Source organism: Kitasatospora sp. NBC_00458 (assembly GCF_036013975.1).
GTDB lineage: Bacteria > Actinomycetota > Actinomycetes > Streptomycetales > Streptomycetaceae > Kitasatospora.
Genome location: NZ_CP107904.1, coordinates 496616 through 514950 on the forward strand (window position 1 = coordinate 496616; position 18335 = coordinate 514950).

The window sequence follows — 18335 nt, forward strand, 5'->3', positions numbered from 1 at the left end:
GGACCCTAACGTTTCCCCTTCCCCCTCACAAGGAGGCAGCGATGCGTGCGACCGAACGGGCCCGCACCGGGGGCGGCCCGGGCGCCGGACCCGGCGCGTTCCACCGGCTCCCGGGCGGCCGCCGGGGAGTGCGGGCATGACCGGCGCGGCTCCCGGCTCCCCCGCCGGCCCGGGGAGTCCCTTCGCCCGGTTCGGCCTGCCCGGCGCACCCGGCGGCGAGGAGTTCTGGGCGACGGCGGCTCCCCTCTCCGTGCCCTCCGGCGACGGCGGTTGGGTCGCCCTGTTCCGGTGGCGCGGCGGCCCGGCGGTCGTCGAGTTCGAGAGCTGGTCGGAGCCGGTTCCGCTGGTCCGGTGGCGCGACACGGACTGCTGGTACGCCGAGGTGCGCATGCCCCCGCGGCTCCGGGTGACCTACCGGTTCCGCACGGGTGACGGCTCGTACGCCGACCCGCTCAACCCCGTCGGGGCCGGGGGCGAGCGCTCGATCGCCGCCACCCCGGACGCCCCGCCCCAGCCGCACTGGCCGGCCGTCGGCGCCGACGACGTGCTGCCGCTGCCGCGCACCCGGGTCCGCTGGACCGGCGGGCGACTCGGCGGACGCCGCACCGTACGGGTCCACCCGGTGGCGGGCGGCGGGCCGGTGGTCCTGCTGCTCGACGGCGACGACTGGCTGCACCTGCACCCGGCGGTGACCGCGTTCGACGCGGCGGCGGCGGCCGGTGGGATGCCCCCGGTCACGCTGGTCTTCGTGCCCGCCAGGGACCGGGCCGCCGAGTTCGGGTGCCGGCCGGAGCTGTGGGAGGCGGTGCGGGACGAGCTGCTCCCGCTGGTCGCGGCCACCGGGGTACCGGCGGACCCCGGCCGGCTGGTGGTCGCCGGCCAGAGCCTCGGCGGGCTGAGCGCGGTGTACGCGGCGCTGGAGTTCCCGGAGCTGGTGTCCCGCGTCGCCTGCCAGTCGGGGTCGTTCTGGTGGACGCCGGAGGCCGCGGGCCTGCCGGACCCGCTGGGCGGCCCGGTCGGCGGCGCGATCGCCGCGCGGCTGCGGGAGCGGCCCGCCCCGGCGGGGCTGCGGATCGCCTTCGACCTCGGGGAGCACGAGACGCGGATGCGTCCGCACTGCGAGCTGGTCGAGTCCCTCGCCGGGAAGGCCGGTGCGACCGTGCGGAGTTCGAGGTCGGCGTCGGACCACGACCGGGCGGGCTGGCGGCAGGCGCTGCTCAGGGACGTCGCCTGGGCGCTGGCCTGACGGGCAGGACGGGCAGGGCTGGGCGGGGCGGGGCTGGGCGGGGCGGGGCGGGGCGGGCGAAGGGGGCCGGGCGATCCGCCCGGCCCCCTTCGCCACCCCGGTCACCGGTCACCGGCCCGCAGCACCCTCAGGTCACCGCGTCACCGCGTCACCGCGAGGCCGTACGCCGGGTCGGTGTCCAACAGCCCCCGGTGGGTGCCTTCCGCCGTGACCACGCCGCCGTCCAGGACGAGCACCCGGTCCGCGGCGTCCAGCAGGGCCGGACTGCTGGTGATCACCACGGTGGTGCGGCCCCGCCTCAGCTTCGCGATGTTGCGCGCGACGAGCTGCTCGGTGACGGCGTCCACGGCCGTCGTCGGGTCCCGCAGGACGAGCACGTCGGTGTCGGCGGCCAGCGCCCGGGCCAGCGACAGCCGCTGGCGCTGGCCCCCGGAGAGGTTCGAACCGCGGTCGCGGACCTCGTAGTCGAGTCCCTGCCGGTGCAGGGCCACGACATCGGTCAGCATGGACGCCTCCACCGCCTCGGGAACCAGCGGGCTCGTCCCCGAGGGGTCGATGTTCGAGCGGAGCGTGCCGGCGAAGATCTCCGCGTCGTAGGGGTTGACCAGGATCCGCTCGCGGAGCGACTCGACCGACAGCTCCGCGAACGGACGGCCGCCGACCCGCACCACTCCCCCGTAGGAGTCCGGCGGGACGGACACCGCGAAGACCGAGGCGAGGTCGGCCGCCACCCGCGGCTGGTAGGCCGCGATCGCCGTGAACTCACCGGCCGGGACATGGAACTTCAGCCCCTGCAGCGACCCGTACCGGACGCAGTCGACCTCCACGTCCCCGCCCGGGGCCGGGCTCTCCGGCCCCGGGGCCGCCGCCTGCGGGGCGGACAGCACCAGGGCCATCCGCTCCGCCGACGCGCGCGCCGTCATCACGTACTTCGGCATGTCGGAGAAGAGCCTGAGCGGCTCCATGATGAACTGCGCCAGGCCCACGGCCATGACGAGCGCCCCGATGCCGATCTGCCCGTCGAAGGCCAGCCAGCCGGCCGTCAGGGTCACCGAGGCCGCGAGGGTGGCGTTCAGTGCCAGCGCGGCGCCCGCGTAGGCGCCGTTCACCCGGGCCACGGTGACCGCCTGCTCCCTGGCCTCCGTGCTGACCTTCCGGTAGGACCGGAACGCCGCGTGGTTGCCGCCGAAGCCGTGCAGCGGGCGCAGGCCGGTGATCAGGTCGGCGACCTTCGCACCCGCGCGGGCCACCCGGGCCTGCTGCTCCTTGGTGCTGCTGCCGATCCGCCGGGACATCACGCTCAGGACCGAGAGGATGGCGACGGTCCCCGCCATGACCAGCAGCCCGAGCCACGGGTTCGCCGTGCCCAGCGCGACCGCCGCGACCAGCACCGCGACCGTGGAGCTGATCAGCATCGGCACCACCTCGACGATGTCGGCGGTCTGGTCGGCGTCCTCGGTGGCGATGGTGAGCACCTCCCCGGACTTGAGGCCGGTGTCCCGGGCCACCGGCTGGAGGCCGCAGGCCGCGACCCGCACCCGCCAGCGGTGGGCCTCGGTGGTGTTGGCCTTCTGCAGGATGCGCATGCCGAAGCGCCAGGACAGCGACACGGTCGTCATGATCGCGGCCAGGGCCGCGACCGACAGGGCGAGCGCTCCCGGGCTCCGCTCCCGCATGGTGTGCTCGACGATCAGGCCGAGCGCGATCGGGAAGGCGGTCTCGCCGGCCTGGTAGAGGCCCATGAGGACGGTGCCCCAGGCCATGGCGCCGGTGTTGCGGCGGACGGCCGTCCGCAGGATGTCGGATCCCGGGCGGCGGGATCGCTGGGGGTCAGGAGTTGTCATCGAGATGGCGGGCAATCGCTTCCGGGGTTCGCAGGGTGAGGAGGTCGCGGATCGTGATCACGGGGCCGAACTCCCGGCGCAGGAGTCCGACCAGGCGTACGGCCAGCATGGAGTGTCCCCCGAGGGACAGGAAGTCGCCCACCGCGCTCACCTCGTCGTCGTCCAGGTCCAGGGTCTCCGCGAAGTACTCGCAGACCACGGCCTCGGTCTCGGTCTCCGGGCCGCGCTCACCCGAAGTGGTCAGCGCTCCCAGGGGTTTGGGCTCGGGGAGGGCCTTGGTGTCAGCCTTCCCGTTCACCGTCAGGGGGATGCCGTCGACCTGAGCGTAGTGCGTGGGCCGCAGGAAGTCCGGCAGCCCGGCGCCCACCTCGGCGGCGACCGCCGCCAGTTCGGCGCCGTCCAGCACGAGGTACGCGGCGAGCCGGTGGGCGCCGTCGGCCTGCGGGTCGGGCTGGGCGACCGCGGCGGCGAACCGCACCGCCGGGTGCGCGGTGAACGCGGCCTCCACCTCGCCCGGTTCGACCCGGTGTCCGCGGATCTTGACCTGCTGGTCGGTGCGGCCGAGGTACGCCAGGTTGCCGTCGGGCCGCCGGAGCACGAGGTCGCCGGTCCGGTACATCCGCCCGCCGGGCTCGCCGAACGGGTTCGCCACGAACCGTTCCGCGGTCCGGGCCGGCTGCCCGAGGTAGCCCCGGGCGATGCCGACGCCCGAGACGTAGAGCTCGCCGGGGACGCCGTCCGGCAGCGGCCGCAGCCACGGGTCGAGCACGTACACCTCGGTGTTGTCGATGGCCACGCCCACCACCGGGTCCTGGCACTCGAAGGTGCCGACGCCCAGCGTGTTGATGGTGTACTCGGTGGGTCCGTACAGGTTGTAGCCGACCGTCCCCGAGGTCCCGGCGAGCCGCCGCCACAGGGTCGGGGTGACCGCCTCGCCGCCCAGCAGGACCAGCGCGGGGCGCCGGTCCGGGTCGTCGAGGAGGCCCTCGGCCACCAGCTGCTGCGCGTACGTCGGGGTCACGTTGACGACGTCGATCCCGTGCTCGCGGCAGTACTCGACCAGGGCGGGCGCGTCGCGGCGCAGCTCCTCGTCGCAGACGTGCACCTCGTGGCCGTCGGCGAGCCAGAGCAGTTCCTCCCACGACATGTCGAAGGCGAAGGACACGGTGTGGGCGATCCGGAACGTCCGGTGGCCGTGCTGCGCCAGCACCGGTTCGAAGATCCGGCGCCGGTGGTTGACCAGCATGTTGGTGAGGCCCGCGTACTCGGTGACGACGCCCTTGGGCCTCCCGGTCGAGCCGGAGGTGTAGATCACGTACGCGGGGTGGCGCAGCCGCTGCGGGTCGCCGGGCGCGAAGGTGGTGAACGGCGCGGCGTCCGGCAGGGGGCCGTCCACTTCGATCAGGTCGCCGGTCAGCCGCCGCGACACGGCGCCGACGGTGAGGACCACGTCCGGGCGGGCGTCCGCGACGATCGCGGCGATCCGCTCGTCCGGGTGGTCCAGCTCCAGCGGCACGTACGCGGCTCCGGTGCGCAGCACGGCGAACAGCGCCACGATCGAGTCCGGCGACCGCGGGACGGCGAGCCCCACGGTCCGTTCGGGGCCGATGCCGCGCGCGGCGAGCACGCCCGCCAGCGCGCGGCTGCGGTCCCGGAGTTCGGCGAAGGTCAGGCTGGTGCCGTGCGAGACGAGCGCCGTCCGCTCCGGGGTGCGGTCGGCCGCCAGGTCGAACCGGTCGACCACGGTGTCGGTGCCGATGCCGGTGCGGACGGCCGGCCCGGGCACCGGTCCGAGGCCCGGAAGCGCGCCCACCGGTCCGGTCGAGCCGGCGAGGCCGTCCAGCACGTCCAGGTAGTCGTCGAGGAGGCGGCGGGCCGCGGCGGCGTCGCCGTGGCGGTGCTCCAGCTTGACGGTGAGCCGGTCGCCGGGCGTGACGACCCAGGTGAACGGGTAGTGGGTGGAGTCGTCGGCCTGCACCGCGGTGATTCCGTGGCGGGCGTTCATCTCGGCGAACGCGTCCAGGTCCAGGAAGTTCTGGAGCACGAACAGGTTGTCGAACAGGGCGTCGTGGCCGCCGGCCCGCTGGATCTCGCCGAGCCCGAGGTGCTCGTGCTCCATGGCCTCGACCCTGGCCGCCTGGACCGCGGACAGGTAGTCCCGGACGGAGTCGCCCGGCCGGGCCCGCGTCCACATCGGCACGGTGTTGAGCAGCACGCCGACGACCTCGGACAGGCCCTCGCCCTCGCGGCCGGAGACGGTCACGCCGAACACCGCGTCGCTGCGGCCCGTGCGGGCGCCGAGGAGGAGTCCGAACGCGCCGGTCAGGACGGAGTTCAGGGTGACGCCGTGCGCCCTGGCCGCGTCCCGCAGCCGCTCCGACCGCTCGGCGGAGAGGGTGTGGACGAGCACCGGCGGCAGGCCCTCCGAGAGGGACGGCGCCGGGCCGGCGAGCAGGGTCGGGCCCGGGAGCCCGGCCAGGTGCTCCGCCCAGAAGCGCTCCGAGGCGGCAAGGTCCCTGGCGGCGAGCGCCCGGGCGTGGTCCTCGAAGCCGGGCGCGGCCGGGCGGGTGTCCGGCCGCTCGCCGGCGAGGACGGCCTCGTACGCGGCGAAGAGGTCGCGCAGCACGATCTCGCGGGACCAGCCGTCCCACAGCAGCAGGTGGTAGCTGAGGAGCAGTCCGTCGCGGCCGTCGGGCCGCCGGACCACGGTCAGCCGAACCAGTGGCGGCTCGGCCGGGTCGAAGCCCGTGGCGCGGTCCCGGGCGCGCAGGTCGTCCACCTCGGCGTCGGTGGACAGTTCGACCGTGCGGACGCCGATCCGCCGGCCCGCCCCGAGCACCTGGACCGGGTCGCCGTCGTCGTCGGTGGAGAACCCCGCGCCGACGACGGGGTGCCTGGCCGTCACCGAGGCCATGGCCTCGGCCAGCGCGTCGGTGTCCAGCCGCCGGTCGAAGGCGAAGTAGCTCTGCGCGACGTAGTGCCCGGCCGGACCGGCCAGCTGGGCCTGGAAGTACAGGCCGCGCTGGAGCGGGGTGACCGGCGCCGTGCGTTCGGCCGCCTCGGCGGCGTCGGCGACGGCCTCCAGGGCGCGCAGCCAGTGGTCGGTGATCGCGTCGGGGATCTCCTCGGCGAGGGTGAAGACGGCGTGCAGGCTGCCGGTGGCCGCGTCGGTCCAGGCGTTGACCTCCACCGCGTACGGGCTGCCCTGCTCGGCACCGGTGATGTGCGGGGCGCGGGACTCGTCGCCCCGGCCGAGGTAGTTGAACAGCACCTGGGGGCGGCCGGTCAGCAGCGGCGCCGTCTGCGGGTTGAGGTAGCGCAGCAGGCCGTAGCCGAGGTGCCCGGCCTCGTCGGGCTGCCGCTCGGCGAGTTCGCGGGCCGCCGCGACGGGGTCGGTGTGCGCGGTGAGCCGGACGGGCGCGATCGCGGTGAACCAGCCGACCGTGCGGGTGTAGTCGTGGTGCTCCGCCGCCGGGACCCGGCCGTGCCGTTCCAGGTCGACCGCGAGATCGGTGGGTACGGCCTGCACCTCGGTCAGGGCGGTGCGCAGGGCTCCGCAGAGCAGCTCGGTCAGCGCGACGCCGAGCGCGGCGGGCGCGGTGCGCGTCACCCGGTCGCTGGTGGCGGGCGCGAGGACCGCGGTGGTGTCGCGCAGCGCGCCGGGCGCGGGCAGCAGCGGGGGCGCCTGGAGGGTGTCGGCCCAGTGTCCGAGGTCGCCGGTGACGGTCTCGGTCTCGGTCTCGGTGGCGGTGGCGGTGGCGGTGGCGGTGGCGGTGGCGGCCCGCAGGGTGAGGGCCTCGGCGTACTCGGCGTAGGAGGTGGTGGCCGGTGCGAGGGGCTCCCCGCGCAGGGCGGCCGCCAGGTCGTCGAGCAGGATCAGCCAGGACACCGCGTCGACGGCGAGGTGGTGCACGGTGATCACCAGGGTGCCGGTCGCGGCGAGGCGGGTGAACGCGACGAGGTCCCCGGTCCCGGGGTCGAGCCGGCCGGCGGCCTCGTCGGCGGCGGCCGAGGGGTCGGCCGTGTCCGCGGTGACGACGGCGGCCGCGCGGGCGGGTCCGGTCCGCAGGGTCCACACCCCGTGCCCGGTGTCCAGCCGCATCCGCAGGGCCGGGTGGGCGGCCAGCAGCGCGGTCGCGGCGCGCTCGACGTCGGCGGGGGTGGTGCCCGCGGGCGGCTCCAGCGTCCGCGCCTGGGCGAACCGGGCGAGGGAGCCGCCCAGTTCCCGCCGGCGCAGCATGATCGGGGTGGGCGGGACGGGGCCGTCCGCGCGCCGCGCGGGGGCGGGGGCGGACTGCGGGGGCTGCGGCGCACGGGTGGCGACGAGTTCGGCGAGGGCTCGCGGCGTCCGGCGCAGGAACACGTCGCGGGGTGCGATCCGCAGGCCGAGCGCCCTGGCCCGGTTGACCACGGTGATGGCGACGATGCTGTCGCCGCCGCCGACGAAGAAGTCGGTGTCGGCGTGCGTGCCGGGGTCGTTCAGGGTGTCGGCGAAGATGCCGACGAGCGAGGACAGCGCGGTGCCGGTGACGGCCGCCGGGGTGTCGTCCTGTGCGGCGCGGGCGATCAGGGCCCTGCGGTCCAGCTTGCCGTTGACGGTCAGCGGCAGGGCGTCCACGCTCAGGAACCGGCCCGGCACCATGTGCGCGGGCAGCTTCGCGGCGAGGAGGGCGGCGGGGTCGCCGGACACCCGGCCCACGAGGTGGGCGACCAGGTGGTCGCCGGTGTCCGCGACGGTCACGGCGGCGTCGACCACGCCTTCGAGCTCCCGGAGCGCGGACTCGACCTCGCCGGGCTCGATGCGGAAGCCCTTGAGCTGGACCTGGTCGTCGGCCCGGCCGGTGAACTCCAGGCCGCCGTCGAGGCCGCGGCGGGCGAGGTCGCCGGTGTGGTACATCCGCTCGCCGGGCGCGCCGAACGGGTTCGCCACGAACCGGCCCGCGGTGAGGCCGGGCCGGCCCAGGTAGCCGAGGGACACCTGGTCGCCGGCCACGTAGATGGCCCCCACCCGGCCCGGCGGCACCGGCCGCAGCCGTTCGTCCAGCAGGTGGGCGACCAGGCCGGGGACGGGGCGGCCGACGGGGCTGGCGCCGCCGGCGAGGTCGCGGCCGGGGGCGAAGTCGTCGTCGTCCAGCACCCGGTGGGTCACGTGGACGGTGGTCTCGGTGATGCCGTACATGTTGACCAGCTCGGGCGAGGCGGTGCCGTGCCGCTCGACCCAGCCGCGCAGCCGCCCGAGGTCCAGCGCCTCGCCGCCGAAGATGACGCGGCGCAGGGCGGTGAGGGGTGCGCCGGCGTGCCGGTCGGCCTCGGCGAACCGGTGGAAGGCCGACGGGGTCTGGTTGAGCACGGTCACCCCGCGCTCGCGGACCAGCCGGTGGAAGTCCACCGGCGAGCGGGTCAGTCCGTAGTCCGGGACGAGCAGTTCGCCGCCGTGCACCAGCGCGCCCCACAGCTCCCAGACCGCGAAGTCGAAGGAGTAGGAGTGGAACTGGACCCACACGTCGGACGGGCCGAAGTCCATCTCCGGCCGGGTGTTGGCGAGCAGCGCCACCACGCCGGAGTGCGGGACGACCACGCCCTTGGGCCTGCCGGTCGAGCCGGAGGTGTAGATCACGTACGCGGGGTCGTGCCAGTCCGCGGCGGGTACGGCGGCCTGCCCGGCGGCCTGCGCGGCGTCCTGCGCGGCGTCCTGCGGCGGTGCTTCGCCCTGCACGAGGACGCGGGCCCGGACCCCGGCGCGGTCCAGCAGCGCCGTGAAGCGCTCCCGCTGCCCCGGGCCGACGAGGACGACCTGCGGCGCGGCGTCGGCGAGGACGTACTCCAGCCGGTCGTCCGGGTAGGCGGTGTCCAGCGGTACGTACGCCCCGCCCGCGCTGACGACCGCGACCAGGGCGACGACCTGCTCGACGGTGCGCGGGACGGCGACGGCCACCAGTCGGCCCGGGCGGACTCCGGCCGCGCGCAGGGTGGCCGCCAACTCGTCTTTGGCCCGGGCCAGTTCACCGTAGGTCAGCGACCGCGTGGTGCCGTCGAGAGCGCACTGGGTGACGGCGGTGGCGGCCGGGTCCCGCTCCGCCGCGGCGTCGAAAAGGCCGCCCAGGGTGGCGGGGGTGATCCGCGCCGGGCTCCGGCTCCCCTCCGCCACCAGCTCGCCGACCGGGGCGTCCGGCCGGGTGAGCAGGCCGGTGAGGGTGCGCGTGAACCGGCGCAGGAGGTCCTGGGCCCCGGCCTCCCGCAGCAGGCCGGCGTCGTGGATCAGGGTGAAGCGCGGGCTCCCGTCGAGGGTGCGCTCCGCGACCAGGGTCAGCGGGTAGTGCGGGGCGCCCTCGTTGACGATGCCGGTGACGGCGAGCGTGTCGCCGGGCCTGCGCAGGGCGGCGACGTCGGTCGCGACGTCGAACACCACCAGGGTGTCGAAGAGGGTGCCGAATCCGGCCCGGCGGCCGATCCGGGCCAGCGAGACGTGCTGGTGCGGCAGGACCGCGCCCTGGTGTGCGCGCACCGAGGACAGCAGTTCGCGCGCGGTGCTGCCGGCGGTCCACCGGGCCCGCAGCGGAACGGTGTTGATGAACAGGCCGACCATGTCCGCGATGCCGGGCACGTCCGCGTCGCGGCCGGAGACGGTCGAGCCGAACACCACGTCCCCGGAGTCCCCGGTCCGCAGGATGCCGCCCAGGGTCAGCGCCCAGGCGCTGTGCACGGCCACGCTCAGCGTCACACCGGCCGCCCGGGCGGCCGCGTCGAGGTCGCCGCCCGGCTCCACGGAGGTGTCGGCGAACCGGCCGGACGGGGTGTGCTCCCCGGCCACCAGCGAGGGGCCGGGGAGTCCGGCGAGCTCGGCGTCCCACACGCGGTCGCTCTCGTCGGTGTCGCGCCCGGCGAGCCAGCCGACGTAGTCGGGGAAGCCGCCCGCCGGGTACCCGGTCCCCGGCGCGTGGTACTCGGCGAGCAGCGCGCGCAGCATCGGCGGCACCGACCAGCCGTCGGCGATGATGTGGTGCACGGTCTGCACCAGGACGTTCCGGCCGGCCTCCGGGTCGCGGAACAGCGTGAACCGCATGAGCGGGCCGGTGGCCAGGTCGAACCCGGCCCGGCGGTCCCGCTCGGCGTGCTCGCGGATCTCCTCGTCGGTGACGCCGGGCCGGTCGACCGTGGTGAACGGCGCCCGCGTGCCGCTCTCCAGGACGGCGACGATCCGGCCGTCGGCGAGGGCCGCGCACCGGGCGGCCAGGTTCGGGTACAGGGTGAGCAGCCGGGTCGCCGCCGCCGCGAGCCGGTCGGCGTCGGGCTCGCCCTCCAGCGTCAGCACCTGCTGTTCGACGTAGCTGCCCGCGGAGTCGTCGTCGAAGACCGAGTGGAAGTACAGCCCCTCCTGGAGCGGGGTCAGCGGCAGAACGTCCCGCAGGTCGGGGCCGTCCAGGGCGTCGACGTCGGCCTGGGTCAGCCGCGCCAGCGGGAAGTCGCTCGGCGAGTGGCCGCCACGGTCGAGTGCGGCGAGCCCGGCGAGGGCGTCCAGGAAGTAGCCGCCGAGCGCCTCGACGTCCTCGTCCTCCAGCACCCCGTCAGGCCAGGAGACGGTGGTGGCCAGCTCGTACCCGCCGCCGGCGGCGGGTTCGGCGATCGCGTTGAACTCCAGGACGCGCGGCAGGCGCATCCCGGGGTCGCGCCGCTCGCCCAGCTGCCCGGTGGTCCCGGCGAGCCGCCAGTCCCCGGAGGCGCCCGCGTCGAAGCGGCCCAGGTAGTTGAACAGGACCTGCGGTGCGGGGGCGGTGGGCGGGGAGCCGGCCAGGTACCGCAGGGCGCCGTAGGAGACGCCGTTGCCCGGGACGCGGGCGAGGTCCTCCTTGACGGCCTTGAGCGCGGCGGCGAGGTACCCGGGGTCGGTGAAGTCGACCGCCGCGCCCGTGGCACCCGGGTCGCCCGCGACACCCGCGACACCCGCGACACCTGCGACACCTGCGACACCTGCGGCACCCGGGTCGCCCGGGTCGCCCGGGTCGACGGTCACCGGGAAGAGGGTGGTGAACCAGCCGACGGTCCGTGAGAGGTCCGGCTCGGTGCCGGTGGCGCCCGCCACGTGGCGCCCCTCGCGTCCGTGGCCCTCCAGCTCGATGTGCGCGAAGGTCTGGTCCTGGCCGTGGTCGCGGCGGCGGCGGGCGAGGGCGACGGCGAGCGCGGTCAGCAGCACGTCGTTGACGCGCGCGTGGAACCTCGCCGGGACCTCGCCCAGCAGCGCGGCCGTGGGGCCGGGGCCGACCGTGAAGGTCCGGTGCCGCTCCCGCTCGACCGTGTCGGCCGCGGACAGCGCCCGCCGGCCCAGCGGCGCGTCCGGTCCCGGCAGGGGGCGTCGGTAGCAGGCGCGGTCCGCGTCGAACGCCGCGCCCTCCAGCAGCTGCGTCCAGCGCCGGAACGACGTGCCCACCGCGGGCAGGTCGATCGCCGCGCCCGCGGAGCACTGGCGCCACGCGGTGGCCAGGTCCTCCATCAGGACGCGCCACGACACCCCGTCGATCACCACGTGGTGGACGACGACGACCAGTTGGCGCGCCCCGCGGCGCCAGACGGCCCGCAGCATCACGCCGCCGTCCGGGTCCAGCGCCCCGGTGGCGAGGGCCACGCACTCGTCGAGCGGCCGGTCGCTCTCCTGCCAGCCGGCCGCCGTCCCGTCGTCCTCCGGCACGTCGAAGCCCCAGCGGTCGCCGCGGACCAGCCGGGCGCGCAGCATGTCGTGCCGGGCCACCACGGCGGTGAGCACGGCGTCGAGGGTGTCGGCGGTGAGCCCGGCCGGGGTGTTCAGCACGACCGACTGGACGAAGCCGTCGACGGCGTCCGTGGTCTCGCCGAGCCACCGGAGGACGGGCGACCCGGTGACGGGGCCGGTGGCGACGTCGTCGCGGTCGGCCCGCGCCACGCCGTCGCGGCCCGCCACCGCCGCCAGTGCCCCCAGCACGCTGTTGGCGAAGACCTGCCCCGCGGTCACGTGGAGGCCCGCCTCGCGCAGCGCGCTCAGCAGCGAGATCGCGAGGATGCTGTCGCCGCCGAGCTGGAAGAAGTCCTGGTCGACGCCGACCTCCTCCAGTCGCAGCACCGCCGCGGCGGCCGCGCACACGGCCCGCTCCTCCTCGGTGGAGGGCCGCACGGACGGGACCGTCACGATCTCGGGCTCGGGCAGGGCGCGCCGGTCCAGCTTGCCGTTCGCCGTCAGCGGGAACTCCCGCAGCACGACGACGTGGGCGGGCACCATGTACTCCACCATGTGCCCGGCGGCCCAGGCCCTGACCTCGTCGGCCCGCAGGTCCCCGCCGGCGGCCGGGATCACGTACCCGACCAGGTAGGTGCCGCCCGCGCTGTTGGTCCTCGCGACGACGCAGGTGTGCCGGACCCCGGGGTGCTCGGCGAGACCGGCCTCGACGTCCTCCAGTTCGAGCCTCATGCCGCGGATCTTGACCTGGTTGTCGACCCGGCCCAGGAAGTCCAGCGATCCGTCCGGGACGAACCGGGCGAGGTCGCCGGTGCGGTACAGCCGCGACCCGTCGCGGGCGAAGGGGTTGGCGACGAACCGGGAGGCGGTCAGGGCGGGCGCGCCCGCGTACCCGCGGCCCAGCAGCAGGCCGCCCACGTAGAGTTCGCCGCCGACCCCGACCGGGACGGGGCGCAGCTCGTCGTCCAGGACGTACAGCTGGGTGTTGGGGTTGGCCCGGCCGATCGAGGTCGACAGGCGTTCCGCCTCGCCCCGGTAGACGACGTGGGAGACGCCGATGGTGGTCTCGGCCGGTCCGTAGCCGTGGTACATCGGGATGCCGAGCCGACTGCGGAACCGCTCGTACAACTCCGGGGTGAGCACCTCGCCGCCGCACCAGACGTGCCGCAGGCTGTCGAGCCGCGCGGAGTCGCCGGCGATCTCCAGCAGGACGTCCAGCATGGACGACACCAGGTAGGTGAAGGTGACGCGCTGCTCGGCGATCACGCCCAGCATGTGGTGCGGGTCGCGCTCGCCGCCCGGCCGCAGGACCACCAGCCGGGCGCCGCAGACCAGCGGCAGGAAGACCTCGTTGACGGATATGTCGAAGGACAGCGGCGCTTTGAAGAGCGAGGCGTCGTCGTGGCCGAAGCCCAGGACCTCGTCCACCTGCCACAGCAGGCGCTCGCTGATCGCCTCGTGACGGATCATCGCGCCCTTGGGCCGGCCGGTCGAGCCGGAGGTGAAGATCACGTAGGCGAGGGAGTCGCCGTGCACGGTGACCCCGGTGTCCTCGACGGGGTGGGCACCGTACGCCCAGTCGCCGAGGTCGACGGCGGCGGCGGGCGGTTCGGCGGGGTCGTGCCGACCGGTGGCGTTGAGCTGCAGCACGACCCGGGCGTCCTCGACGACGACGGCGCGGCGCTCGGCGGGCCACTGCGGGTCGAGCGGCACGAACGCGCAGCCGGCCTGGAGCACGCCGAGCAGGCCGACCACCAGGTCGGCCGAGCGGGCCAGTGAGACGCCGACGACCTGCTCGGCGGTGAGCCCGCGTGCGATCAGGTGGTGGGCCAGCTGGGACGACAGCTCCGCCGTCTCGCGGTAGGTCAGCGACCGGTGTTCGTCGACGACGGCGACCGCGTCCGGCCTGAGCCGGGCCTGTTCGCGGAACAGCTCCACGACGGTCGGCCGGATCCGGTCCGCCCCGGTGTCGTTCCACTCGGCCAGGGTCCTGAGCCGGTCCGCCACGTCGGACGGGCCGATGGTGCCGACGGGCCGGTCCGGGAAGTCCGCCAGGTCGTCCAGCGCGCGTTGCGCCCCGGCGGGCAGCAGGCCTTCGGGGGCGGTGATGCGCAGCCCGTCCGGGGCGGCCGCGCCGACCTGCCAGCCCTTCGGCGCGCCGCCGCCCCCGTCGACCCAGGCGAGGACGTCGGCGAAGCGGGTGGCGGGGAGGAGGTCGAGGCCGTCCGGGCTCCGGCCGGTCGCCCAGTACGACAGTCCGACGGCGCACGACTCGGCGATGGTCCGGTCGGAGAAGCCGCCGGAGCGGCGGCGTACACCGGCGAGGCGCGCGGGGGACAACTGCAGGGGACGAGCGCTCGGTTCCGTCATCGAAGACTCGACATCCTTTCAGGGAACTAAGGCGAGCCTGACCTAAGTGATGCTTCCCCGGTCCTCGCCTCTCCAGGCCCGCCAGAGCCGCGCGTAGCGGCCGCCCAGGGCCACCAACTCCCCGTGCGTGCCCTGCTCCACGACGCGCCCCGCGTCCAGCACGGCGATCCGGTCGGCCGCCATCGCCTGGGTCAGCCGGTGGGCCACGAACAGCGTGGTCCGACCGGCGCAGGCGGCCTGGACGGCCCGCTCCAGCTCGGCGGCGCCCTCGCTGCCCGCCTCCGCGGTCGACTCGTCGAGCACCACCACCGGCGCCCGGCCCAGCACCAGCCGGGCCAGGGCGACATGGGCGACCTTGGTGCCGTCCAGCCGCTCACCGCCCTCGCCGACCGCCGTGTACAGCCCGTCGGGCAGCGCCTCGACCCACTCCCCGGCGCCCACCGTGCGCAGCGCGGCCGCCAATTCGGCGTCGGTGGCCCCCGGCGCGGCCAGCCGCAGGTCGTCGGCGAGCGGCCCGGAGAACACGTGCGTCTCCTGGGTCAGGAAGCTCACCAGCGCCCTCGCCCCGACCTCGTCCAGATCGGCGAGGTCGGCCGGTCCGACGCGCACCGAGCCGGACTGCGGGGACTCGATGCCCGCGACGAGCGCGGCCAGGGTCGTCTTGCCGGCGCCCGTCGCGCCCACCAGGGCCAGCGAACCCCCCGCCGGGATCACCAGGCTGACGTCCCGCAGGACCGGCTCCTCCGCACCCGGGTAGGTGAACGTCAGCCCCTCCACCGTCACCGGGTACGCCGTACCGTCCCGCCGTGCGGCGGTCGGCGCGGTGGTGGTCTGCGCGGTGGTGGTCGGCGCGGTGCCGTCCTGCGCCGTGCCGTCCTGCGCCGTACCGTCCGGCCGCGTGCCGTCCGGCGCCGTGGCGGTCGGGTCGCCCACCAGCCGCTCCGCCGTGGACTCCGTCAGCACCCCGACCAGCCGGGTCAGGCTCGCGCCCGACTTCTGCGCCTCGTCGAAGGTGAACATGATGGCGCCCAGCGGCGTGAACAGGCGGTGGAACACCAGCGGGGCCGCCGACACGTCACCGAGGCTGGCGGAGCCGGTCTCCAGCAGGGCGTAGCCCACCACGAGGATCAGGACCAGGCCGATGAACTCCGCGCGGTTCTCCCTGCCGACGAACCGGCCGAAGAAGCGGAACACCTCGATGCCGTAGTCCCGCACCCGCTGCGAGTCGTCGGCGACCCGGCCGCGGAACTTCTCCTCCAGGCGGTAGGCCCGCACCGTCTCGATGCCGTTCAGACCGCTGATCAGTGCCTGCGCGCGGTCGGCCTGGGCGGCCCGCTGCTTCCGGTAGAGCGGCGCGGACCGGGGAAGGTACCAGCGCAGCGCCAGGGCGTACGCGGGCAGCGCGCACGCCCCCGCCAGGCCGAGCCGCCAGTCGAGCCCGAACATGCCGATGGTGGCGACGGCCACCAGCACGCCGGCGGAGAACACCGTGGGGATGGCCGAGCGGATGCCCCTGGACAGGAGGGCGACGTCGTCGCCGACCCGGGACAGGACGTCGCCGCGGCCCACCTGTTCGACCCGGGCGACCGGCATGCCCAGCACGGCCCGGACGGCGCCCTCGCGCAGGTGCGCGAGCAGGTCGGCGCCCAGACGCCCGATCAGGTAGGTCGACAGCGCGGTGGCCGCCGCACCGAGCAGTGCGGCGACCACCATCAGCGCGCCGACGGAGACCAGGGCCGAACGCGGCTCGCCCCCGGCCACGCCGTCGACCACGCGGCCGAGCAGGAGCACCGGGAGCATCTGGAGCGCCGCCCCGGCCACCGTGCTGACCACGGTGGCCGCCGTCAGCCACGGCGTGGCGCGGCAGTGGGCCGCGACCCAGCGGGCCGCCTCGCGGCCGCTCGTCGTGCGCAGGGCGGCCGGGGCGACGCGTGTCTCCGTGGTGCTCACACCTGGGTCCTCTCTTTCGGATCAGTGCGCGGCGTGATCCGGGGAAGCGGACCCGGGCCCGTCTCCCGGCCCCCGCCCGGATCCGGCAGGGCCCCTGGGAACGGCCCCTAGCCGACCGACTTGACGAGCTCGTCGATGGCGAACGGCAGGGAGAGCAGGGTCGCCTGCGACATCGCCGCCCCGACCGCCGGACCCTCACTGTCCAGCAGGTACGACACCTTGCCGGCCTTCGACACCTTCAGGTTGGTGAAGAGGTCGAACTTCTTCAGCGCGTCCGTGTCGGCCTTGTCGTTGATGACGAAGACGCGGTCGACGTCGACGAGGTCCATGCGCTCCGGGGAGAGCTGCGTGGAGAACCCGCTCCCCGCGATCCTGTCGATCTCGGTCTGGCCCTTGAAGCCCATCCCGGTGAGGAGCTGCCCGCGCACGTCGGTGGTGGTGAAGGGCGTGACCGAGTCCTTGTACCAGGAGAGCGCGACGGCGGTCTGGCCGGCGAACTCCGGGTGAGCCGTCTTGACCGCGGCGAGCTTGTCCTGGATGCCCTGGACCAGCTGCTTGCCCTCGTCGGCCTTGCCCAGCGCCTTGGCGATGTGGAGGGCGTTGTCCTGCCACGGAGCGCTGAACGGCTCCTTCTCGGCCTTCGTGCGGCCGACCGTCGGCGCGATCTTGGAGAGCTTGTCGTAGGCGGCCTGGTCGATCTCGGAGTAGACCGCGATGATCAGGTCGGGCCGCAGGGCGGCGATCTTCTCGAAGTTGGGGCCGGCGTCGCCGTTGTTCAGCACGACCTCGGGACGGGCGTCGCCCCACTTGTCCTTCACCCAGGGCCACTGCGTGTTGATGTCGGGGCTCTGGCCCGCCGGGTTCGGGTACTGGTCGACCATGCCGACCGGCTTGACGCCGAACGCGAGGATGGTCTGGTCGTCGGTGTAGCCGACGGACACGACCCGCTTGGGGGCCTTGTCCACCTTGGTGGTTCCGAACGCGTGCTCGACGGTGACCGGGAACGCACCGGAGGCGGCCGGGGCACCGGCGGCGTCGCTCCCGCCCTTGGCCGCCGAGTCGGAGCCGCACCCCGCGAGGAGGCCTGCGCCGAGGGCCGCGACGGACACCGCCGCCGCCAGCCGCCGCCAGGGCTTTGTGCGTGTCATTCGATCGAGGAGCATCCGGGATCCCTTGCTGTCGCGCCACACTGCCGCCGCCCCGCATTAGGGCAGGCAACCTTACCTTGGGGCAATGAGGTAAGCCTAGCCTAAGTTGCAGGACTGACCTGCCGTCCCTTTCCGCCCCGGACATGGGTCCGGCCTATCGGCACGACGAGCGGCCGGTCGCCCACCGGGTCGTCGATCACCTCGGCGCGCAGGCCGAACGCCTCCAGCAGCAGCTCCGGGGTCACCACGTCGCGCGGATGACCCTGCGCCAGGACCGAACCCGCCTTCATCACGATCAGGTTGTCGCTGTAACGGGCCGCCAGGTTGAGGTCGTGCAGCACCATGACCACGGTGCACCCCGACTCGTGCAGGTCGTCCACCAGGTCGAGCACGTCGATCGCGTGCGCCAGGTCCAGATAGGTGGTGGGCTCGTCGAGCAGCAGCAGATCGGTGCCCTGAGCAAGCGTCATCGAGATCCACACGCGCTGCCGCTGGCCCCCGGAGAGCGCGTCCACGGGCCGGTCGGCCAGGTCGGACACCCCGGTCATGGCCAGCGCGTGCTCCACCACCGAGGCGTCGTCGGAGGACCACTGCCGCAGCCAGCTCTGGTGCGGATGCCGGCCCCGGGCCACCAGGTCGGCGACGGTCAGGCCCTCCGGGGCGACCGGCGACTGCGGCAGCAGGCCGAGCTTCTTCGCGACGTCCCTGGTCCTCAGCTTGGCGATGTCGTCGCCGTCCAGCACCACCGCCCCCCGGGTCGGCTTGAGCAGCCGCGACAGGGTCCGCAGCAGGGTGGACTTCCCGCACCCGTTGGGGCCGATGATCGTGGTCACCACCCCCGGAGGGATCGTGACGTCCAGTGCGTCGATGACCGTCCGGTCGCCGTACCCGACCGTGACGCCCCTGGCCGCGAGCCGCGGGACGCCACCGGCTCCGGACCCCGCCCCGGATACGGTCCCGGGCGCGGGCCCGGGCTCCGCCCCGGCCCCGGAGCCGATCTCCGCCTCGGTTCCGACGATGTGCTCAGCGACCATAGGGCTCCCTCTATTTAGGCTTGCCTAACCTTTCTACCA

At 74.9% G+C, this 18335-nt stretch carries 6 protein-coding genes; 1 reads left to right on the forward strand and 5 read right to left on the reverse strand.

All coding sequences use genetic code 11. The annotated features are described in order from the left end of the window. Positions 1-136: 136 nt before the first annotated feature. Positions 137-1246: an alpha/beta fold hydrolase gene (locus OG550_RS02125; RefSeq protein WP_327673859.1), complete on the forward strand. Its 1110-nt coding sequence runs from the start codon at positions 137-139 to the stop codon at positions 1244-1246. Between the two features lie 140 nt (positions 1247-1386). On the opposite strand, the gene OG550_RS02130 is transcribed toward OG550_RS02125, so the two are convergent. From OG550_RS02130 to OG550_RS02150, 5 genes are all read right to left on the reverse strand, one after another. Continuing rightward, the gene (locus tag OG550_RS02130) at positions 1387-3090 is read right to left on the reverse strand and encodes an ABC transporter ATP-binding protein (protein WP_327673861.1); all 1704 of its coding nucleotides are present in this window, start codon (positions 3088-3090) and stop codon (positions 1387-1389) included. Beyond that, positions 3077-14164 (reverse strand): non-ribosomal peptide synthetase, encoded by an 11088-nt coding sequence (locus OG550_RS02135; protein ID WP_327673863.1) that lies wholly within the window; start codon positions 14162-14164, stop codon positions 3077-3079. The genes OG550_RS02130 and OG550_RS02135 overlap by 14 nt, the downstream gene beginning before the upstream one ends. 42 nt (positions 14165-14206) lie before the next feature. After that, entirely contained in the window at positions 14207-16114 is a 1908-nt protein-coding gene (locus tag OG550_RS02140; protein ID WP_327673865.1) for an ABC transporter ATP-binding protein, read from the reverse strand. A gap of 107 nt (positions 16115-16221) precedes the next feature. Then, the gene (locus OG550_RS02145) at positions 16222-17277 is read right to left on the reverse strand and encodes an iron-siderophore ABC transporter substrate-binding protein (protein ID WP_327673867.1); all 1056 of its coding nucleotides are present in this window, start codon (positions 17275-17277) and stop codon (positions 16222-16224) included. Positions 17278-17363: 86 nt separating this feature from the next. Continuing rightward, positions 17364-18296 carry an ABC transporter ATP-binding protein gene (locus tag OG550_RS02150; protein WP_327673868.1) on the reverse strand — a complete coding sequence of 311 codons (933 nt, stop codon included), beginning with the start codon at positions 18294-18296 and terminating at the stop codon, positions 17364-17366. Positions 18297-18335: the final 39 nt, after the last annotated feature.